21 protein-coding genes are annotated in these 21,274 nt (G+C 38.8%); 8 read left to right on the top strand and 13 right to left on the bottom strand.

Annotated features, from left to right (window positions below; all coding sequences use genetic code 11):
- Nucleotides 1–92 precede the first annotated feature (92 nt).
- The 5 genes from arfB to ACSVH6_RS03525 are packed head-to-tail and all read right to left on the bottom strand — an operon-like array spanning nucleotide 93 to nucleotide 4,064.
- A complete protein-coding gene (arfB, locus tag ACSVH6_RS03545) occupies nucleotides 93–494 on the bottom strand; it encodes an alternative ribosome rescue aminoacyl-tRNA hydrolase ArfB (RefSeq protein WP_438075600.1) in 402 nt (133 codons plus the stop codon).
- Nucleotides 484–2,085: a DUF4301 family protein gene (locus ACSVH6_RS03540; protein ID WP_438075598.1), complete on the bottom strand. Its 1,602-nt coding sequence runs from the start codon at nucleotides 2,083–2,085 to the stop codon at nucleotides 484–486. The genes arfB and ACSVH6_RS03540 overlap by 11 nt, the downstream gene beginning before the upstream one ends.
- The gene (pnuC, locus tag ACSVH6_RS03535) at nucleotides 2,052–2,669 is read right to left on the bottom strand and encodes a nicotinamide riboside transporter PnuC (RefSeq protein ID WP_438075596.1); all 618 of its coding nucleotides are present in this window, start codon (nucleotides 2,667–2,669) and stop codon (nucleotides 2,052–2,054) included. Before pnuC ends, ACSVH6_RS03540 begins: the two co-directional genes overlap by 34 nt.
- 19 nt (nucleotides 2,670–2,688) lie before the next feature.
- Nucleotides 2,689–3,405: a geranylgeranylglyceryl/heptaprenylglyceryl phosphate synthase gene (locus tag ACSVH6_RS03530; protein WP_438075594.1), complete on the bottom strand. Its 717-nt coding sequence runs from the start codon at nucleotides 3,403–3,405 to the stop codon at nucleotides 2,689–2,691.
- 2 nt (nucleotides 3,406–3,407) lie between these two features.
- Nucleotides 3,408–4,064: a 4'-phosphopantetheinyl transferase family protein gene (locus tag ACSVH6_RS03525; RefSeq protein WP_438075592.1), complete on the bottom strand. Its 657-nt coding sequence runs from the start codon at nucleotides 4,062–4,064 to the stop codon at nucleotides 3,408–3,410.
- A gap of 140 nt (nucleotides 4,065–4,204) precedes the next feature.
- On the opposite strand from ACSVH6_RS03525, the gene ahcY reads away from it, so the two are divergent.
- Entirely contained in the window at nucleotides 4,205–5,521 is a 1,317-nt protein-coding gene (ahcY, locus tag ACSVH6_RS03520; RefSeq protein ID WP_438075590.1) for an adenosylhomocysteinase, read from the top strand.
- Nucleotides 5,522–5,574: 53 nt separating this feature from the next.
- On the opposite strand, the gene ACSVH6_RS03515 is transcribed toward ahcY, so the two are convergent.
- Nucleotides 5,575–7,965: a T9SS type B sorting domain-containing protein gene (locus tag ACSVH6_RS03515; protein WP_438075588.1), complete on the bottom strand. Its 2,391-nt coding sequence runs from the start codon at nucleotides 7,963–7,965 to the stop codon at nucleotides 5,575–5,577.
- 232 nt (nucleotides 7,966–8,197) lie between these two features.
- On the opposite strand from ACSVH6_RS03515, the gene ACSVH6_RS03510 reads away from it, so the two are divergent.
- Entirely contained in the window at nucleotides 8,198–8,572 is a 375-nt protein-coding gene (locus ACSVH6_RS03510) for a hypothetical protein (protein ID WP_438075586.1), read from the top strand.
- An 82-nt stretch (nucleotides 8,573–8,654) separates the two neighbouring features.
- Nucleotides 8,655–9,125 carry a hypothetical protein gene (locus ACSVH6_RS03505; protein WP_438075584.1) on the top strand — a complete coding sequence of 157 codons (471 nt, stop codon included), beginning with the start codon at nucleotides 8,655–8,657 and terminating at the stop codon, nucleotides 9,123–9,125.
- Between the two features lie 487 nt (nucleotides 9,126–9,612).
- Here the strand turns inward: ACSVH6_RS03505 and rpmA are convergent, their stop codons facing one another.
- Nucleotides 9,613–9,873: a 50S ribosomal protein L27 gene (rpmA, locus tag ACSVH6_RS03500; protein WP_290874740.1), complete on the bottom strand. Its 261-nt coding sequence runs from the start codon at nucleotides 9,871–9,873 to the stop codon at nucleotides 9,613–9,615.
- A 24-nt stretch (nucleotides 9,874–9,897) separates the two neighbouring features.
- Entirely contained in the window at nucleotides 9,898–10,308 is a 411-nt protein-coding gene (gene rplU, locus ACSVH6_RS03495) for a 50S ribosomal protein L21 (RefSeq protein WP_438075581.1), read from the bottom strand.
- Between the two features lie 213 nt (nucleotides 10,309–10,521).
- Here rplU and ACSVH6_RS03490 point away from each other — a divergent pair, with 213 nt between their 5' ends.
- Both ACSVH6_RS03490 and ACSVH6_RS03485 read left to right on the top strand, forming a co-directional pair.
- Complete coding sequence (locus ACSVH6_RS03490) at nucleotides 10,522–11,850, top strand: M16 family metallopeptidase (protein WP_438075579.1); 1,329 nt, start codon at nucleotides 10,522–10,524, stop codon at nucleotides 11,848–11,850.
- A gap of 13 nt (nucleotides 11,851–11,863) precedes the next feature.
- A complete protein-coding gene (locus tag ACSVH6_RS03485) occupies nucleotides 11,864–13,918 on the top strand; it encodes a M16 family metallopeptidase (protein ID WP_438075577.1) in 2,055 nt (684 codons plus the stop codon).
- A 51-nt stretch (nucleotides 13,919–13,969) separates the two neighbouring features.
- Here ACSVH6_RS03485 and ACSVH6_RS03480 read toward each other — a convergent pair whose 3' ends face one another.
- Nucleotides 13,970–14,836 (bottom strand): DMT family transporter, encoded by an 867-nt coding sequence (locus tag ACSVH6_RS03480; protein WP_438075575.1) that lies wholly within the window; start codon nucleotides 14,834–14,836, stop codon nucleotides 13,970–13,972.
- A 113-nt stretch (nucleotides 14,837–14,949) separates the two neighbouring features.
- On the opposite strand from ACSVH6_RS03480, the gene ACSVH6_RS03475 reads away from it, so the two are divergent.
- The gene (locus ACSVH6_RS03475; protein ID WP_438075573.1) at nucleotides 14,950–15,339 is read left to right on the top strand and encodes a heavy-metal-associated domain-containing protein; all 390 of its coding nucleotides are present in this window, start codon (nucleotides 14,950–14,952) and stop codon (nucleotides 15,337–15,339) included.
- Between the two features lie 45 nt (nucleotides 15,340–15,384).
- Here ACSVH6_RS03475 and gldD read toward each other — a convergent pair whose 3' ends face one another.
- From gldD to mutY, 4 genes are all read right to left on the bottom strand, one after another.
- Nucleotides 15,385–15,945 (bottom strand): gliding motility lipoprotein GldD, encoded by a 561-nt coding sequence (gldD, locus tag ACSVH6_RS03470; RefSeq protein WP_438075571.1) that lies wholly within the window; start codon nucleotides 15,943–15,945, stop codon nucleotides 15,385–15,387.
- A gap of 5 nt (nucleotides 15,946–15,950) precedes the next feature.
- On the bottom strand, nucleotides 15,951–17,246 hold the full coding sequence (locus ACSVH6_RS03465; protein WP_438075569.1) for a gliding motility-associated protein GldE: 1,296 nt from the start codon (nucleotides 17,244–17,246) through the stop codon (nucleotides 15,951–15,953).
- Nucleotides 17,247–17,271: 25 nt separating this feature from the next.
- Nucleotides 17,272–17,706: a single-stranded DNA-binding protein gene (locus tag ACSVH6_RS03460; protein WP_438075567.1), complete on the bottom strand. Its 435-nt coding sequence runs from the start codon at nucleotides 17,704–17,706 to the stop codon at nucleotides 17,272–17,274.
- Nucleotides 17,707–17,791: 85 nt separating this feature from the next.
- Entirely contained in the window at nucleotides 17,792–18,832 is a 1,041-nt protein-coding gene (mutY, locus tag ACSVH6_RS03455; RefSeq protein WP_438075565.1) for an A/G-specific adenine glycosylase, read from the bottom strand.
- Between the two features lie 116 nt (nucleotides 18,833–18,948).
- Between mutY and ACSVH6_RS03450 the strand changes: the two genes are divergently transcribed.
- Nucleotides 18,949–19,260 (top strand): HU family DNA-binding protein, encoded by a 312-nt coding sequence (locus ACSVH6_RS03450; protein ID WP_438075780.1) that lies wholly within the window; start codon nucleotides 18,949–18,951, stop codon nucleotides 19,258–19,260.
- A 366-nt stretch (nucleotides 19,261–19,626) separates the two neighbouring features.
- Nucleotides 19,627–21,171 carry an Rne/Rng family ribonuclease gene (locus ACSVH6_RS03445; protein ID WP_438075563.1) on the top strand — a complete coding sequence of 515 codons (1,545 nt, stop codon included), beginning with the start codon at nucleotides 19,627–19,629 and terminating at the stop codon, nucleotides 21,169–21,171.
- The last annotated feature ends 103 nt before the right edge of the window (nucleotides 21,172–21,274 follow it).

Raw genomic sequence — 21,274 nt, 5'->3', positions numbered from 1 at the left:
CGCCCAGGTTCATTGGGTATAATCTCAGCTCGTTATTTGAGCACCCCTTTGAGACGCCGCAAAGATATAACTCTTTCTCTGAAAGTTCCTAGTTAAAAATGCGGTTTTCTTCTGTTCTGTTTGATTTCCGACAGATTGCGCTTGGCTTTAATTCTTTTTTCAATAACAGAACGGGGTATTTTGGTCGCCTTTCTTTTCTTAGGAACAATCAAAGCCGTTTTAATAAGTTCTAAAAATCGCTTGGTGACTATCGTTTTGTTTTTGAGCTGGCTTCGGTCTTCATCGCAATTTAAAATCAACAGCTGCTCTGAAGTCAATCTACTGGCCAATTTATGTGTCAACAGTTCTTTTTCTTCCGCAGTAAGGGCCTGTGACTGTTTCACATCAAAAGTAAGGACGACCTTCGAAGAAACTTTATTGACGTTTTGTCCTCCGGCTCCCGAACTTCGCACCGCTTTAAACTGGAGCTCCGTTAAGATGATATCAGTTTTCATATTGCGGTTGGTGTGCCGGTTTTAGTAAATCATTGACGGTTTTCACCGGATTGAAAGTAACCAACGGCACCTCAACAAAAATGGTAATCCACTTAGCCATGGCACCATTCCAAAGTCCGGGTAGTTCATACCCTTTCAAATCCTTCCCTTTATTGTTTTTATGTACAATAAAACCGGTACTCGAATCAACAAACTGTGTCAAATCAAATTTCTCCCCTTTATAATTCTTGGTAGCACAAACCAAATCCACAGGGTTAAAATGAGTAGCTTTGGCTAAAATAGCCGCCTGTTCCGGGTTATGTACATCCACCTGAGAGCTTTCCACAATCTGCAACGACACATTGCCTTTGTAACTTCTTACCCAAAAAGGGCCGCCTCCGGGTTCGCCCTCATTTTTTACCATGCCGCAAACGCGTATCGGACGATTCAGTTTGGTTTTGATAAAATCTATTTTGTTGTCTAAGGTGTATTTATAAAAATCTTCCAGCACATCAATATTCAGTTTTTGCTGCATAAAACGAATGATGCCTTCAATGTCTTTTTCTGTTATTTTTTGGTTATCGATATCCGATAATATTTGGAAAACCTGTTCCTGCAATTCCAATAAAACCCCAGCCAAGCCTTTTTTGTACAACGTAATTTCCTGAATGTGATTTTGGATGACATTGTCTATATTTTTGATAAAAATCACATCTGCATCCAGATCATTCAAATTGTTGATTAAAGCACCATGACCCCCCGGACGGAAAACCAAACGTCCTTCTTCATTACGAAACGGCTGATTTTGCATATCCACAGCAATGGTATCTGTACTTTTAAATTGGTACGAAAACCCAACATCCGTTTTAGTCCCTGACCGCATCTCTATCTTTTCCTGAACAGAGGCTACAATGTTTCGGAACAGCCTTTCATGATTTTCAGATACCGTAAAATGGAGATGGGATTCCGAATTGGAGCTGGCATAAAAAGCACATTCATTCAGATGCTCTTCTACCGGTGTGGCAATATGCTCCTCATATTTATGAAAAGCCAGAGTCCCTTTGGGTTTACTGGCAAAATCAAAATGATCATGAGCCAACATGGCTTGAATAAAACGATAACTCTTTTCGTGACTTTCAAGCGAATAGTATTCGGGATAAAGCGTTTTAATCTTGGCCTTTACTTCGTCATAAAACGGAAACTTCTCAATTCCTGCCAGAAAAACGGGAAGGTTTTTATCTTTTTTTCGGTTGATGTAGGCGTTGATGGTTTCGTTTTCGTGATCAAACTCATTTAAAAATTCATTCAAAAACTTAAACATTCTGCTGGCCGCTCCCGAAGCCGGGACAAACTTTTTGAGTTTTAGCCTTGTCTTTTTTTGGTCAAAAAAAGCCGCCTGCTCTTGAAATGCCTCTACAGACAATTTTACAATACCATCACCAAGCGTTGCCGGGCGCTCCAGAGTAATCTTCGGGATGCCGGATTGAAACAACAGCAACTCTCCTTCGATTTTATCTAAGGTAATTTCATGTGCTTCGATTTGGTCAAAATCGGCTTGTGTAAATCCGTATTTATGGGCTAAAGTGTCTTTTGTTGTAAGATGCGCTTCCATTCTAAATAGCCGTAAACGGCAATAATTGTAAAAATTAAATATTGAATACTCGTAAACGAATAACCCTTGACATAATACATCGGGATGGAAATAATATCACCGACAATCCACAAAATCCAGTTCTCTATTTTCCTTCTCGCCATGAGCCACATGCCCACAAAAAAGATTCCGGTCACTAGGGTATCCACATAGGAGGTCCAATGGGTAAATTTATCAAAAAAAGTGTAAACCACTATAACAAACAGCACTGTTAACACAAAAATGACCCCCGACCATTTCTTTTCGGACGCGTTCATTCTTGAAACAGGGAATTCAACTACGTCTCCTTGCTTTCGGGTCCAGTGGTACCAGCCGTAAACACTCATCACTACGTAGTAAAAATTAATCATCATATCTCCCAGCAAAGACCATTTCCACAGCAAATACACATAGATGGCCGTGTTGATGATTCCGGTAGGAAACACCCAAATGTTGTCTTTTTTGGCATACCAAACACTCAACAACCCGAAAAGAATAGCCGTCACTTCCAACAGGATGTCATACATCGGATAGTTTTTGTATTGTGAAAACAGGAATTCAAACATGTCAATGAGGATTTAGGATTTATTTTGAAAAAAAATCACTGTCGTTTTCAAATGCGGTTCCTATGACTACCATATCGGCACCATGAGCAAAAGCCGCTTCTATCCCGGCTTTGGAACGAATACCGCCGCCAACAATCAACGGAACCGAAATCCGCTCCGCCACCGCGGCAATCATTTCCAAAGGAACAGCCTTTTGCGCACCGCTTCCGGCTTCCAGATAAATAAGTTTATTGCCGATTAGTTCTCCTGCCTTAGCCGTTTGCGCCACATAATCCGCATTGTTCCTGTCTAAGGGAGTCGTTTGAGTCACCCGTTCTACAGCCGTTTCGCTGCCGCTTTCAATCAGGATATAACCCGTTGAAATGATTTCCAATTGGGTTTGCTCTAAAATTGGAACCGCAGCAATCTGATGTCCTATCAAATAATCCGGGTTTCTGCCCGACAACAACTGCAGAAACAAAATCCCATCCGCTTTCGCTGAAATTTGCGAAGGATTTCCAGGAAACAAAACAACAGGCAAAGCCGTTTTTTCTTTGATTAAGGTCAGCATGGCATCCAAATGATTTCCTTCAAACGAACTGCCGCCAACGAGTATATGGGTTACCGGGGCACCCTTTATTTTGGAAATGACGGTGTCAATCGAATGCAAATCCAACTTGTCCGGATCCAAAAGAATAGCTAATAGTTTTTGATTCCCCGATTTGGCATCGAGTATATGATTGTAAAGATTTCCCATGGTTATCTTTCAGCCGAAGCAAAACCGGATGAAACAGCATTAAACGCACACACAAAAACATAGTTTTCGATAAAATCAAAAAGAATGTCAAAGCGCTCCGTTGTATTATTGAATCGCAGCGTTACGCCGCATTTTTTATCCTCCAGGTTAAAATCATCCTCAAAGATGTGGTCCTTGAAACTAATCCCCGTTTCATTTTTGATTTTAAACACCGATTCTTTAATCCCCCAAACTACGGTAGCCTTTTTTAATTGGTCGTCAACATTCAAATTTTGCAAATGCGAAACATCCATAAAACGAGGCGCCAGTTTCAGCGTTTTGTCTTTCAGCATTTCCAAATCGGCGCCAATGTTTTCATCACTCAACATAATCACCGAAAAATCATGGGAATGCGATATCGAAATGTGCCGGCCGTCTTTCAAATGGGGCTTCCCAAAGGCATCATAGTACAAATCAAAATCAGTATACCCCGCTTCCATCAGCAGCCTTCGCACCGCCATAAACCCTTTTTGATGGTCTTCAGATTTCATACCTTCCAAACGGGTCAACGAAACTTCCTTAAGCGCAATACTGTTAAAAAGCACGTCAAAACTTTCCGTGATTTTCCAAACCAGCAAATCAGTATGGGCATTTAACGCTTTGATTTTTAGTAACGGCATGAGTAATTTGAAATTATCTGTTTGTTTTTCAGAAAATTAAGAGGCTAAACAATTCACAAAAAAACAAAAAACCTTTTTTTAATTCTTTTCTATTGCGTAATTTTGCGCCATCTTTTAAAAAAAACAAATATACACAATAGATGAGTACACAAACATTACCTTATGTAGCTTACAAAGTTAAAGATATTAACTTAGCAGCTTGGGGAAGAAAAGAAATTGAATTGGCAGAAGCCGAAATGCCGGGATTAATGGCACTTCGTGCGGAATATGGTGCGAGCCAACCCTTAAAAGGAGCCCGTATCGCAGGATGTTTGCACATGACCATTCAAACAGCGGTTTTGATTGAAACTTTGATTGCGCTTGGAGCCGAGGTGACTTGGTCTTCTTGTAACATTTTCTCTACTCAGGATCAGGCGGCTGCGGCTATTGCTGCTGCAGGAATCCAGGTATACGCTTGGAAAGGTCTTGACGAAGAATCTTTCGATTGGTGCATTGAGCAAACTTTATTCTTTGGTGAAGACAGAAAACCATTGAACATGATATTAGACGACGGTGGTGATTTAACCAACATGGTATTCGACCGTTACCCTGAATTAATCCCTGGCATCAAAGGATTATCAGAAGAAACGACTACAGGAGTACACCGTTTATACGAAAGAATGAAAAACGGAACCTTATTCATGCCGGCAATCAACGTAAACGACTCAGTTACTAAATCAAAATTCGACAACAAATACGGTTGTAAAGAATCAGCAGTTGATGCGATTCGTCGTGCCACTGACGTAATGTTGGCAGGAAAAAGAGTAGTAGTGTGCGGGTACGGTGACGTAGGTAAAGGAACTGCCGCTTCTTTCCGTGGTGCCGGTTCTATCGTAACCGTTACCGAAATCGACCCAATCTGTGCCTTACAAGCAGCGATGGACGGTTTTGAAGTGAAAAAATTAGACACTGTAGTAGGAAATGCTGATATCGTAATCACTACTACCGGTAATAAAGACATCGTGGTAGGAAGACACTTCGAAGCCATGAAAGACAAAACCATCGTATGTAACATCGGTCACTTCGATAACGAAATCGATATGGCTTGGTTAAACAAAAACCACGGCGCTTCTAAAATCGAAATCAAACCGCAAGTAGACAAATACAACGTAAACGGGAAAGACATCATCATCTTGGCTGAAGGTCGTTTGGTAAACTTAGGCTGTGCTACCGGTCACCCAAGTTTTGTAATGAGTAACTCATTCACCAACCAAACTTTGGCTCAAATTGAGTTATGGAACAACAGCGCTGCGTACAAAAACGAAGTGTACATGTTACCAAAACATTTAGATGAAAAAGTAGCAGCCTTACACTTAGCCAAATTAGGCGTGGAATTGGAAACCTTAAACGACGAACAAGCCGCTTACATTGGCGTAGAAGTACAAGGACCATTCAAACCGGAATATTACAGATACTAATCGTTCAACGATTTAATTATAGAAACCCTTGCTGAGAAGCGAGGGTTTTTTATTTACCGCTTTAAGGCAAAATGACCTCTTTCTGTTCTGCCGTCCTTGAACTTTATGAGGTACCAATAATCATCGGAAGGAAGTTTTTTCCCATTGAAATTCCCATCCCAGCCTTCACCTCCCGCAGTAATTTGCTTGATAAGTTTCCCAAACCGGTCAAAAATCTGAATTACCATATCAGGATGTGCTGTGGCACAATGCAGATACCAGTTATCCTGATAACCGTCTCCATTTGGAGTAAAATAAACCGGAATACCAATGATTTCAAACGTTTGTGAAGCTACACCACAACCATTCCTGTCGCTTGCATAGGCAGTGTGGTTCCCGCAGGAAACATTATGGAATTGATTTGACGGCTGGAAAGGACCATTCGGTTCATCAATGCTATAACCATAATTTGGCGAAGCCGGATTGATGGTAACCGAATTGTTTTCGATAGCAGTCCCCTGACTAATTACAGAAGTGATACTTGCACCTTCAGAAGCATTCACCAAAATAGTTCTTGTGTTGCTGCAACCATTAGCATTCACAATGTCTACAGCATAGTTTCCGATTTGACCGGCAATAATTGAATAGCTTGTATCAGGAAGTGTTGCTCCATTAAAATGCCACACGAAAGTATAAGGCGCTGTGTCGAGCAAACCCGCATCAATTGTGGCTTGAAATCCCGGGATGTTAGTACAAATATAGGTTTCGTCATTGGCTTCAATTTGGGGAAGCCTGTTAACTCTCAACATAATTTCACTAACCCCCGAACAACCGTTCATATTGTCGTCTATCCTCACAAAAACGCTAGAGTTATAGGGAACTGTATTGGTGTACGTAAGATTGGTAATCCGGTTTTGTTCTAGCAGCGCATCTTGAAGCGTAGCATAATAGGCTAACGTCTGCATCGGTGACAAGATTACATTTGCCTGGTTAAGGTCAAACGTTGCGAAACCATTTCTATTTATATCACATGTTTCCAATCCGGCAATAATCTGCCCAGCTGTGGTATTTACATTAAGTGTTAATGGATAAGTGATGCTGCAACCATTCTGATAAGACAACTTTGCTATGATGATTTGCGGATTGGAGACATTGGTATAATTTGCCGAGAGCGGATGATTAGCGGCAAGGCTTGCGTTATCCAAATAATAGGTCACACTAATGCTCGAAGAACCGCCGGTAAAAAAACCATCAGCCTCTCCAAGATTGAATAAGGTAATGCCGTCCTGGCTGGCACCATAGTCGCACTGAACTAAATTGGCAGCCGTTACGATAGGAAATGTGTTTACAATTAAATCGATGGGACGTATTAAAAAACAGTTTCCAACTTTGACTTTTACAAAAACCGTCTGAAGATTGGGAGTCGAATTATAAAAAAATTGAGGAAGCGGATTACTCTCACTGTTGGCATCAGCTTGCGACAAATAATAACTGATGGTAGTCCCGGGTGTAGCACCCGGATAGATGAAAGCCGTTACATCGTGCATATTAAAAGTTGCCTGACCGTTGAACTGGCTCCCATCGGCTGTGTCATCGCATATAGAAAACGCTGTTCCCTGCAAACTAATCTCGTTCGAAATACTGATTTCAAATGAGGCATTATTATAGCATTCTGTTATAGTGTTCTCTATTCTCGCATAGAGGGTCTGTGGGTTTGAGGTATTTACAAACGAGCTGGGAGTCGGTATTTCATTAACACCCAAAAACGCATCACTCTCGCTGGTATAATAAGTAACAGCAACATCGGTTTGGCTTCCAATGATAAGAGGAGTGTTTTGTGTTAAATCAAAGGCAGTCGATGCATCCGGAACACCATCCGTATCACATTCGGTTAAATCCATTGAAGTCACTCCGGGTGGAAGCACAATTTGAGGAGATTGGTTAAAGGTGGCCGTGCCACTCCATAGTACCGAAAAATTACTATTGCCAAAAGCGCGGTCAACGACAAGCATATAGGTTTCTCCCGCTAAAACATCAACATTCGAAACAAACCCGTTTCCATCGGCAGAGGGTCCTTCATTGCTATCGGTTTCAGAACTTCGTGTTCCGGTATGATTAGAGTTTAACCCTGCAGCAATTGGATTAGTTGTCGAACAGCGAATTATGTATTTGTCCGTGCACGACTCATAGTAAAAAAGATAAAAATCGAAATCTTCATTGAGGTTTAGGCTTTGAGGAACAATCGTGAATTCAAGGGTTCCCGAAGTAGCAATATTAATTTTCATCCAAATGCTGTTGAATTCTTGGCTTCCGCAGCTGCTCACTTCCTGTACAGCTCCCGGACCGTTTACTTCAATGTTGTTAAAATTGGTGTCTCCACACACAATCACCGCATTTACACAATCATTCTGAGCACTACCGTTAGCAGATGATAACAGTAAAATTAAAAAGAGTAGGTATTTCATAGCTGAATCAAATTTACGGTATTTCTGTAGGAAACACAACAACAAGCAGTATATTAACAAAAACCCTCACAACAATGTGGGGGTTTTTGGTTTGTATCAATTGGTACTATTTTTTATATATTAGCCTATAACAAAAGACCGCTACTATCAGATCAAACAGCTTTAAATAGACAGAGAGGTTTATTTGATCAGACATATAAGCTAGTTAGGAGACATAATTCGACTTCATACAATGAAGAACTTTAGTTTAAAAATACTCGTAATTCTTTTCTTTACAACTATAACAGAATGTTATTGTCAACAGAAACTAAACCTTGTCAAATTTGAAATCTTTGCAGAAGAAAATCAACCAATGGCTGGTGCTGATATTTTTGTAAAAAATTCAAGTCCGATAATAGCAACTCAAACAGATTTAGATGGAAAAGCAAAACTAAAATTGAGCGATTTAAATGTTGAGATTCGAATAGGCGTTATGGGACCAAGCATAACATTTAAATTATTTGAAAATGTTGATTTAGTAAAAGTTAACATCAAAAAGCAAAAAGTGGAATATTATTCGAAAAACAAAATCCTGAAAAAAAGAAAGTTAAAAATCAAGGGTTACTAAAATTACGTCGCCTAACAGCGATCCATTACAATAGCTGGTTTCCCCACTACCGCGCAAAGCCGCGGCATGTTATAGCCAATCCATGAAAAAAAACACAACTCTAATTTTAATTCTTTTATTTAGCTGTTTGACTTCTTTAAGCCAGACAAACAAATTACCAATTCCAACAAAGTCATTTATTGAGAAAACTCAAAACTTAGAAAATTTTGAAGAGGAATATTTCACAAAGTATCTTGGAAAAAAATCGGAAAAGATTCTAAAAAGATTTAGTGACTCAAAAGATGTTTGCGCAAAAGAGTTTGAATTTAAAACAGGAATTAAGTTGAAAACAAATTCATGTTCTGAAGCTGGCATCGAAGCGGAAATTATTTTTCCAAATTACTCAAAAAATGATGTCATTAAATTCGTTGAGTGGTTTTTCAAAAATGATTACAGTAAGTGGAATAAATCAAAAACTACATATCAACCTATAGAGGATGGTGATGCGGGTTGTTATTTGGAAATTAAAGAATTGAAAGGCAAGATTACACTAAAGTACTCATGTGGCTGCTAAACCCGCTCCGCAAAGTCTCCCGACTTTGAGGCTCCCCCGCTACCACACGAAACCCAAGATTCAACGAAGTCAATCCTTCCGCGTAGTTCCTCCTTCAAAAACACTTTTTTTACAATCAATAGGGTTTTGCTTTAATCACACAGGGTTTTATTCAAATCAGATGGGGTTTTACTTCTGCCGAGAGGGTTTTGCTCTAATCACACGGGGTTTTATTCCAACCGCCCGGGGTCTTGCTTCAGCCGAGAGGGGTTTTGTCTAGCCGCAAAGGGTTTTGCTTCTGCCGCGCGGGGTTTTTTGAAAATGTGATGGGGTTTTTCTCTTGCGGAGAGGGTTTTTTGAAAATAACGGGGGGTTTTTAAACAAAAGATGAGAATTTTTCAATAATTTCAACAACCCCCTCCCAAAGTCTTAGCTTGTTTAAGTTTACACAAAACAAAAAACCCGTCTACTTTCGTAAACGGGTTTTATATTGTATAAGAGTATGTTCTTATGCTTCGAAGGGAAGGATAGAAACAAATGATTTGTTATCTCCTTTTTTCTGGAATTTTACAATCCCGTCAACTTTTGCATGTAAAGTGTGATCTTTACCCATGTAAACGTTATCTCCGGCATTGTGCTTAGAACCTCTTTGTCTAACGATGATATTACCAGCAATTGCAGCTTGACCACCATAAATCTTAACGCCTAAACGTTTCGATTCTGATTCTCTACCATTCTTAGAACTACCGACACCTTTCTTGTGAGCCATGACGTTTTAGTTTTTAAATGTTAATTATTCTTCTGTAGTTTCCGCTTTTTTTGCTTTCGGAGCTTTTGGCTCTGCAGCTTTTTCAGCTTTTGGTTCTGCAGCTTTAGCCGCTTTCTTTGAACCAGTAGCACTGATTCCTTCAATTACAATTTGAGTAAGATACTGTCTGTGACCGTTTCTTTTCTTGTAACCTTTTCTTCTTTTCTTTTTGAAAACGATTACTTTGTCTCCTTTTAAGTGTTGTAACACTTTGGCTTCTACTGAAGCACCTTCTATAGCTGGGGCGCCTAAAGTAATGTTGCCGTTATCGTCTAATAAAAGAACTTTGTCAAAAGAAACTTTTGAACCTTCTTCATTAGCCAAACGGTGAACATAAACCTTTAAGTCTTTGCTTACTTTAAATTGTTGCCCTGCTATCTCTACGATTGCGTACATAACAATAATGTTTAGTTAATTTTTAAGTGCGCAAATATACGACTATTTCTTAGACTCACAACTCTTTGATAAAAAAAGTTCCGCATTAAAAATCAGCCGCTTAACACCCCCGAAATATTTTCACACCAATACAGAAAAAAAGATACCTTTGGTGTAACAAAATTTAAGGTTAGTTAACTAACTGAACAATCAACGAAAAAATTTCAATTTTTTATGAAAAAATCTTTAATCGCTTTAAGTTCAATGCTTATGCTTGGAGGAGTAGCTCATGCCCAAAAGGTAGCTTTTGAGGAGTACGATTTACCAAACGGTCTGCACGTAATTTTACACAACGACCCGTCTGCACCGGTGGTAATCACCTCAGTTATGTATCACGTAGGTTCCAAAGACGAACAACCGGATCGTACCGGTTTCGCTCACTTTTTCGAACACTTATTGTTTGAAGGAACCGAAAACATCAAACGCGGAGAATGGATGAAAACCGTTACCTCTAACGGAGGAACCAACAACGCCAACACTTCAGAAGACCGAACGTACTACTTTGAAGTTTTCCCTTCCAACAACACCGAATTAGGTTTGTGGATGGAATCAGAGCGATTAATGCACCCGGTAATCAACCAAATTGGTGTTGATACCCAAAACGAAGTAGTAAAAGAAGAAAAAAGATTACGTGTTGACAATCAACCTTACGGACAATTGATTGCACAAGTAAAGAAAAACATGTTCAAAGTACACCCGTACCGTTGGGCCACTATCGGTTCTATGGAACATTTGGATGCTGCCAAATTGGAAGAGTTCCAGGCATTCAACAAAAAATTCTACTCGCCTAACAACGCTGTTCTAATTGTAGCCGGTCAAATTGATGTGGCACAAACCAAAGCTTGGGTTGCAAAATACTTCGGTCCTATCCCAAGAGGTGTAGAATTGAAAAAACAAACATTCACAGAAGCGCCTATCACCGAAACGATTCACGCGACTTACGAAGACCCGAACATCCAAAAACCAATGGTAGTAGCGGCTTACAGAACACCATCAATGAAATCTCGTGATGCTCGTGTATTGGATATGATTTCTACCTATTTAAGTGACGGTAAAAGCTCTAAGTTGTACAAAAAGATTGTAGACGACAAAAAAATGGCGTTGCAAATCGGAGCCTTCAACTACAGCCAGGAAGATTACGGTCAGTACATCCTTTACGGAATGCCGCAAGGTGACTTTACTTCAACCGACTTAATCAAAGAAATCGATGAGGAAATCGTAAAATTACAAACCGATTTAATTTCGGAAAAAGACTTCCAAAAACTGCAAAACATCAACGAAAATAACTACGTTGACAGCAATTCAAACATTGAGGGAGTAGCCGAAAACTTAGCTTCTTTCTATTTATTATACGGTGATGTGAACTTAATCAACACCGAAATCGAAATGTACCGTTCTATCACTCGCGAAGAGATCAGAGAGGTTGCCAAAAAATACTTAAATCCAAACCAACGTTTGATTTTGGATTACGTACCTGCCAAAGACAAAGCTGAGAACAAATAATAAATCGAAGAAAATGAAAAAATCAATTATAATATTATCAAGCTTGTTTTTAACTTTCATTATGCAAGCCCAAGACAGAACCCAACCCAAACCGGGACCGCAACCTAAAATTAACTTCAACAAACCGGAAACGTTTTCGTTACCTAACGGTTTGAAAGTTTTAGTGGTTGAAAATCACAAATTGCCACGTGTATCTTTCAGCTTAAGCATTGACAATGCCCCTTATGCAGAAGGAGCAAAAAAAGGAGTGGATGAACTAACCAGTAGTTTAATCGGAAACGGATCTCTAAAAACATCTAAAGATGCTTTTAATGAAGAAATCGATTTCATGGGAGCCAGTATTAATTTCTTCTCCTCAGGAGCTTCAGCCAGCGGATTATCTAAATATTCTAAAAGAATCTTAGAGTTAATGGCCGAAGGGGCTTTAACACCTAACTTCACTCAGGAAGAATTCGACAAAGAAAAAGACAAACTAATTGAAGGATTAAAAACACAGGAGAAAAACGTTTCTGTGGTAGCCGGAAGAGTAGAAAACGTTTTGGCCTTCGGTAAAAACAATCCTAAAGGAGAGTATTTATCAGAAGAAACCATCAACAATGTTTCGTTGAGAGATGTAAAAGACAACTACCGTACTTATTTTGTTCCTGAGCACGCTTATTTGGTAGTGGTTGGAGATGTAAAAACCAAAGAAGTAAAGAAAATGGTTGAAAAACTATTCAGCTCTTGGGTAAAAGCAACGGCTCCAAGAATTGAATATTCCAACCCAAGCAATGTGCAGTACACACAAATCAACTTTGTTGACATGCCTAACGCGGTGCAATCTGAAATTTCGTTGATTAACACCGTAAACTTAAAAATGTCTGACCCTGACTTCTTCCCGGTTATCTTGGCAAACCAAGTATATGGTGGAGACTTCAACAGTTATTTGAACATGAACTTGAGAGAAAAACACGGCTGGACCTATGGGGCACGCTCTAGTGTTGGTTTCGACAAATACTTGAACAGTATGTTTAAAGCCAATTCTCAAGTGAGAAATGCCGTTACGGACAGTGCGGTAGTAGAAGCTTTAAATGAACTAAAAAGAATCAGAACCGAGAAAGTAACCGACGAGATGTTAAACAGCGTAAAAGCAGGTTACATCGGACGTTTCGTGATGCAGGTTGAAAAACCGGCAACTGTGGCTCGTTATGCTTTAAACATTGAGACAGAAGGTTTACCGGCCGACTTTTACGAAAATTACATCAAAAACATCAGTGCCGTAACTGCGGATGACGTTATGAGAGTAGCTAACAAATACTTCCTGGCCGACAACTTGCGAATTGTAGTTACCGGAAAAGGATCTGAAGTAATTGAAGGATTGGAAAAATTAAAAATCCCGATGTTCTACTTTGACAAATTTGGTAACCCTACCGAAAAACCGGCCATGAAAAAACCGGCTCCGGCAGGCGTTACAGTAAAAACGGTATTAGACAATTATATTAAAGCTATTGGTGGTGAAAAAGCGGTTAGAGCTGTAAAAACGATCTTTGTTTCGGGAACAGCTGCTATTCCACAAGCTCCGGCTCCTTTAAAATATACTTCTAAAAAAGATGCCAAAGGGAAAACCTTGATGGTAATTGAAATGGAAGGTATGGGAGAATTGTCTAAACAAGTTATAAACGACAAAGGAGGTTATATGGTAAACCAAGGTCAAAGAAAAGACTTAAGCGCTGAAGATTTGGCCGAAAAGAAAGCTACCGCTGGTACTTTTGAAGAATTAGGTTTGTTGAAAAAAACCGATTTGGTTTTAGATGGAATTGAACCTATGAATGGCAGCGATGCTTATGTAATCAAAAATGGAAAATCTACTCTTTACTACGATGTTACTTCGGGATTAAAAATAGCAGAAGTAAAAACAATCGAAAGAGGAGAACAAAAAATGACGGTTTCTACTAACTTTGGAGATTACAAAGAAGTTAAAGGTATAAAAGTTCCTTATGCAGTAACCATGAATCAAGGGTTCGAATTGAACTTTGTTATGGATAATGTAAAAATCAACGAAGGAGTTTCAGATGTAGATTTCCAATAATCAAATCAAACTGATTTCATACCAAAAGCCTCGGGAATTCCCGAGGCTTTTTTATTTTCTATTGGCTAGATAAACGCCGGCCAAAACAATAAAAGCTCCTGCCAGCTGTGTCCCAGTCAGTGATTCGTTGTCCAACAACCCCCAAAGCAATGCCACAATAGGAATCAGATAGGTTACCGAGGAGGCAAATACCGGAGAAGAAATTTGGATGAGTTTATAAAAAATCACATTGGCCACACCCGTGCCGATTATCCCCAAAATCATGACAAACAACATGGCATGTTGTGTAGACGGCAAATGAACTCTGGAACTGAAATCGGTAAACAACAATATCGCTGTGGCCGGAATCAGCATCACTACAAAATTTCCGGTCGTAATGCTCAAAGGCTTCACATCGGATAGATATCTCTTAATCAGATTGACATTAGTAGCATAGCAAATCGTAGCCACCAAAACCAAAAAGGCATAATAATAATTCTCACTCCCCTCTTGATTGTCACCGGTAAAAATCAATACCACAGTTCCCAATAACCCAATTACAATCCCAATAAATTGATTTCTCCTGAAATTCAGACCAAATACCAAAGCCCCCAACAGAAGGGTGTTCAAGGGAGTGAGCGAATTTAATATCGAACAGATTGAACTGCTCACCTTAGTTTCGGCTATAGCAAAAAGATAAGCGGGAATAAAGGTCCCGAATAGGGAGGTCAGTGCCACAAATTTCCATTGATGCAACGGAATAGCCTTCAAACTCTTAAATCCAACCAACAAAAGAAAGACTGCACAGAAGATAATGCGCAACGAACCCAACTGAAAAGGATTCAGCCCAACGAGCCCCTTTTTGATCAAAATAAAAGAGCTGCCCCATATTAAAGCCAGGGCAAAGAGAATAATCCATTTCAAAGGTGGTAATTTCATAATCAGAGCGTAGGTTACAAATTTTGTACTTTTTTTAAGAAGCAACGATTTTATTTTTTACTAATTTTGACCCGGTATTCGATACGATATTAATCTAAATAAATATAGAAATCATGAATTTCACCAAATCAATTTTAGCTTTCGGTCTTGCTGCTTCCTTATTTGTGAGTTGCAAAGATACAGCAAGCCAACCTACTGCGAAAGCTTCAGAAGAAACAACTGATGCCGCTTCAAAAACTACAGCTGTAGCAACCAAACCGGAAACTGCCAGTTTCAGAATTGACGGAATGACTTGTGCTATCGGTTGTGCTAAAACTATTGAAACTAAATTATCCAACATGAAAGGTGTGCAGAAAGCTACCGTTGATTTTGATAAAAAACAAGCTACTGTTGATTTTGACGGAGCCGTTTTAACTCCTGAAAAATTAGTTCAAGCCGTGGAGTCAACCGGTGATGGCGAAACCTATAAAGTGTCTGATGTAAAGACCGGTGAAAAAATTTAAACCCATTTATAAGAACGAAAAAGGAACTCCTCGGAGTTCCTTTTTTTATTTCCACTTCAATGTTTCCATCAACCGCTGCATATCGTTTCTAACGTAGCTGGCTGCCGGCATTATAGAATCATAATTAGGTTTGGCATAAAAATAAACCGAACCGGTAACAAAATGCTGCACACTGTCGGTAGCATAAAACTGGGCATTCGTAGCAGCATTTCCGCTTACACGATAAAACATACCGTATACTTTGCTGTCCTTATTGATAAAGGGTTGTTCCAAAATATCATCTGCTTTGATGACATGTTCGTAAGTCAACTTTTGAGCGTCTCTCAGCAAGACATCAATATTTTTGTTCACCGTTTTATAAGTGATGTAAATTGTAGCTTTCATTTTAGGATACTGAATCGAAAACCCGCAATTTTTATCTTCCTTGATAATGGCCTCTTCATTCATATCAAAACTAAACGGACAGTGATTACTGAACGAGGCATACTTGGCTACCGGATAATCCAACCGCAACTGACCGGCAGGTTTGGGCAGCACTTCATTTTTACAGCTTACAGTCAAAGTGACCAGCAGCAGCATGAAAAAACCAATTGTTTTTTTTATCATTATAATTATTCGAGTGTTACTTTTAATTGTTTTATTCTTTTTTTATCTACTACTTCAACGGTGAAATATACATTCGAAAAATGTATTTTTTGTCCTTTTTTAGGAAAGTTGCCTAAGATTTCCAAAATAAATCCGGCCAAAGTTTCTGCCTCTCCTTTCCCTTCTTCAAAAGTCGCTTCATCAACCTCTACAATACGATAAAAATCTTTGAGGTTAATCTTCCCTTCAAAAAGAAAATTCTTGTCGTCAATTTGAGAAAAATTGATATTCTCGTCATCAAACTCATCCGAAATATCCCCAACAATTTCTTCTATCACATCTTCTAAAGAAACCAATCCGGAAGTACCTCCATACTCATCCACCACAACGGCTAAATGACTTTTCAATCGCTGAAAATCTTTCAGCAAATCGTCGAGTTTCTTGTTTTCGGGCACAAAAAACGGTTCCCGAATCAGTTTATTCCAATCAAATTCCTTTTTATGAATATGCGGAATCAAATCTTTCACAAACAAAATTCCTTCAATCTGATCTATATTCTCACGATACACTGGAATTCTGGAATATCCTTTATCAACAATTTTGGGGTAAATTTCGGCAAAAGTTTCTGCAATTTCCAAAGCAAACACATCAATTCTCGGACTCATAACCTGACGGGTATCAGTATTTCCGAAAGATACAATTCCTTCTAAAATTTTTTGCTCATCACAAGAAGTGTCGTCAGTAGAGGTTAATTCTAAGGCCTGTGACAACTGGTCCACCGAAATATTGGTTTTTTGTTTCCCCAGTTTTTCATGCAAAAAAACGGTCACCGCACGCATTGGTAAGCTAATCGGCGAGAGCAATTTGTCTAAAACAAGTATCGGGTGGGCAATAAATCGGGAAAATTTAACATTGTTCCGGCTGGCATACACTTTAGGCAATACTTCTCCGAACAATAGAATGAGGAACGTTACCAACAAAACCTCAACAATGAATTTCAATACAGGGGAAGCAATACTTTCAAAAAGAGAATTCCCCACAAAGGAGAAGATAATTACCACGCCTATGTGGCTGAAATTATTGGCAATCAATATGGTGGCCAAAAGTTTTTTAGGGCGCTGCAATAGTTTGGAAATAACATTGGCCTTAGCAACATCCTCTTCAAACAAAATTTTTAAGTCTTTTGCATTAAGCGAAAAAAGGGCTACTTCGGCTGCCGAAACCATGGCAGAAGCAAATAAAAAAAAGGCTATTCCGATACTTCCAAAAAGCAGGTTGGTATCTATAGTATCCAAAAAAGTAAGACTGGGCTCAGGGTCCAAAGGCTTCAGGGTTAGTTAAACAATATCAAAACGGCAAATCGTTTTCGGGACTTGCGGTATTGGGTGCTTCTGCGGCAGCTTTAGGCTCCAGATGTTGCGGAGTTTTCAATCCTTCAACTTCTTTTTTAGTAGTTAGAAAGGTAAATTCTGTGACTTGAATTTCGGTAGTATATTTGGTAGTTCCGTCCTCAGCCTGCCACTGGCGAGACTTAATTCGACCTTCGATATATATTTTATCTCCTTTGGATAAATATTTTTCACAGATTTCCGCTGCTTTATTTCTCACTACTAAATTATGCCATTCAGTAGAAGCAATACGCTCATTGGTTTGTTTGTTGATATACACTTCATTAGTCGCTAAAGGAAAACGACCGATACAATTGCCTCCCTCAAAGTAGTGCATTTTGACATCATCGCCAAGATGGCCAATCAGCATAACTTTATTTAAAGTCCCATTCATCTTTTATGCATTTGTTTTATTCCGCTGCGCTCCATACAATTCGGCTACGCCTTGAGTCCTTCAAATTTACTACTTTTTTTGAAAACTAAAAGGTTTCTTTTTCAATAAAATTAAAAATAACGATGGGAAAAGGCATTTTTTTTACTGATTCCCAACTGTTTCCGTTTTTAATTTTGCCGGCTACTTTGATTTTCCAAAATTTTATATTCAGGTGCTGATGGGATAATTTGTGTACGAGGCTCTCGGGATTGCATAAGTGAATTTCCAGGATATTGTTAGAAACAAAGGACTGTCTTTGAATTAATTCCAAAACGGCTGTATCGGTTTCCGGGGTATCGGTTTCAAGCAGGGGGAATTCATATAAGTTGTGCCAGATTCCTTTTTGAGTCCGTTTGTGAATCACCGTATTTTCATTGTCATCAGAAAAAACCAAATAGTGAAAATACCGTGATTTTACTTTTAGCTTTTTCGATTTTACCGGAAGCTCAGTCACTTTTTTCTTTTGCAGAGCCAAACAACTTCCACTGAAGATGCACTCCGGACAATTCGGATTCTTGGGAACACATTGCAGTGCGCCAAACTCCATAATGGCTTGATTAAAGACTCCTGCATTTCCTTTTGGCAATAATTCGGCTGCTAATTGTTTAAATTCTTTTTTGGCACCGGCCGAAGCAATATCAGTATCCACGTCAAAATAGCGTGACAAAACCCGAAAAACATTTCCATCAACTACAGGAACATTTTCGTTATAAGCAAAAGAAGCAATAGCAGCAGCAGTATATTCTCCTATACCTTTCAGATGAAGCAACTCTTTATAGGTCTTGGGAAATTCACCGTTATATTCAAAAGCAATTTGTTTAGCGGTTCCATGCAGATTCCGAGCACGGGAATAATACCCCAATCCCTGCCAAAGCTTCAACACTTCCTCTTCAGTGGCATTGGCCAAATCAAAAACCGTGGGGAATGCTTCGGTAAAACGCAAAAAATAAGGCAATCCCTGCGCCACACGTGTTTGTTGCAGCATGATTTCTGAGAGCCAAATGACATATGGACTCGCCGTATCGCGCCAAGGCAAATCCCTTTTATTTTGTAAGTACCATTGAATTAATAATTTAGAAAACATCATAGCTGAAATGTGGGCAGCAAAAATAAATCTTTATGTGATTAAATTTTAATTGATTATGCTTGAAATATTGTTTTTATTATTCATATATTTGCAACCTCAAAAAAATTACACATAATATTAAAATACGAAAGAAAATGACGAAAGCAGATATCGTAGCGAAGATTTCAGAAAAATTAGGTCTTGAAAAAGGAGATGTTCAAGCCACTGTTGAAGCGTTTATGGAAGAGGTAAAAACTTCTTTGGAAACTGGAGACAATGTTTATTTAAGAGGTTTTGGTAGTTTTATCATCAAAACAAGAGCTGAAAAAACAGGAAGAAACATTTCTAAAAATACAACTATTAAGATTCCTGCTCACAACATTCCAGCATTCAAACCTGCTAAGGTATTCGTAGAATCAGTTAAAACTAATACTGAAGTAGCTGTATAAAACTTATTTATTAATCACAAAAACCGAACTTATGCCAAGTGGTAAAAAAAGAAAAAGACATAAGGTAGCGACGCACAAACGTAAAAAAAGAGCGAGAGCTAACCGACACAAAAAGAAAAAGTAGTTCTAAACTACTTTTCTTTTTTTAAAAAACGTTCATTGAAATGGAAATATAGTAATCAGCGGTCAGTAATCAGTTACTGCCGACTGAACACTATTTTTCACCGGGTAACAACATACCTGTTTAAAATGTTTAATCCATCCTTACAATTCGGTTAGGAGTTATGAGTTATGTGTTTTGAGTTGAAAAACTGAAAGCCGAAAACTGAAAACTGAAACTAAATAGTTCGGATAAAAATTTACAACATGAATAAAGAATTAATCATCAGAAGTGGTGAAAATGCTGTAGATTTTGCCTTATTAAAAGATGGAAAACTAATTGAATTACACAAACAAGAAGAAACAAACAACTTCCAGGTGGGCGATATTTTTATTGCCAAAATCAGGAAGCCGGTTGCCGGTCTGAATGCTGCTTTTGTAAATGTAGGCTTTGAAAAAGATGCCTTTTTGCATTATCACGATTTAGGACCGAGCTTAGCTTCTTATTTGAAATTCATAAAACTTGTAAGCGCAGGTAAACTAAAAGATTTCTCCCTAAAAAACTTTCAGTTTGAAAAAGAGATTGATAAAAACGGTGCTATTTCAGATATACTGAGCGCCAATCAATCGGTATTAGTACAGGTGGTTAAGGAACCCATCTCTACCAAAGGGCCACGAATAAGCTCAGAGCTTTCCTTCGCGGGTCGATTTGTGGTATTGGTTCCGTTTTCAGACCGTGTTTCTATTTCTCAAAAAATAGAATCCAAACAAGAAAAAGACCGACTGAAGAAACTGGTACAATCTATCAAACCTAAAGGTTTTGGGGTTATTGTGAGAACAGTAGCCGAAGGCAAAAGCATAGCCGAATTAGAAAAAGATTTGCAGAACTTATTATCAAGATGGACTGCAATGTGTAAAAAATTACCAACTGCTCATCATCCGTCCAAGATTTTGGGAGAGCTTAACAAAGCTTCTTCTATCCTCAGAGACGTGTTCAACGATACTTTTACCAGTATCCAGATTGATGATGAAGAGTTGTACCAAGAAACCAAGGACTATTTAGCCGAAATAGCACCTGACAAACAAAAAATCGTAAAGCTTTATCAGTCGAAAGACGTACCTTTATTTGAGAAATACCATATTGAGCGACAAATCAAAACATCCTTCGGGCGCACCGTTTCGATGAGTAAAGGGGCTTATTTGATTATTGAACACACTGAAGCATTACACGTTATTGACGTGAACAGCGGAAACCGTTCCAATAAAGCCACCAACCAGGAAGACACAGCTCTGGAAGTAAATATGATAGCCGCTGCCGAAATCGCCAGACAATTGCGTTTGCGAGATATGGGAGGTATTATTGTAGTTGATTTTATCGACATGCAAAATTCAGACAACCGTCAGGTTTTGTTCAACTTTTTGAGAGAAGAGATGAGCGATGACAAAGCCAAACACAAGATATTGCCGCCGAGCAAATTTGGACTTGTTCAAATTACCCGTCAAAGGGTTCGTCCGGAGGTAAATATAGAAACAAGGGAAGAAAATCCGAACAATTTGGCCGGAGACGTAGATGCTCCGATTCAAATTATTGACAAGATTGGCTTTTCACTTGAAAAGATTATTAAAGACCACAATGGTGTGAAATTGAATGTTCACCCTTTTGTGGCAGCTTACCTAAAAAAAGGTTTTCCATCAATACGTTCAAAATGGTTTTTTGAACATAAAAAATGGGTGAAAATCATACCGCGTGACGCTTACACGTATTTAGAGTATCATTTCTTTGACAAAGAAGGAAATGAGATTAAAGAATAAAAGAGAAACCGCCTTGCGAAAGCCTGGCGGTTTTTTTATTTCTTTTTGCCAGAGCATTCTTTTTGAAAGAAAAACCAACTAAAGTGTTTTTTTAATACCTTTG

This window comes from Flavobacterium sp. XGLA_31, assembly GCF_051547105.1.
GTDB lineage: Bacteria > Bacteroidota > Bacteroidia > Flavobacteriales > Flavobacteriaceae > Flavobacterium.
The sequence above is the reverse complement of the archived record's forward strand: the minus strand, read 5'-3'. Positions and strand labels throughout refer to the sequence as shown.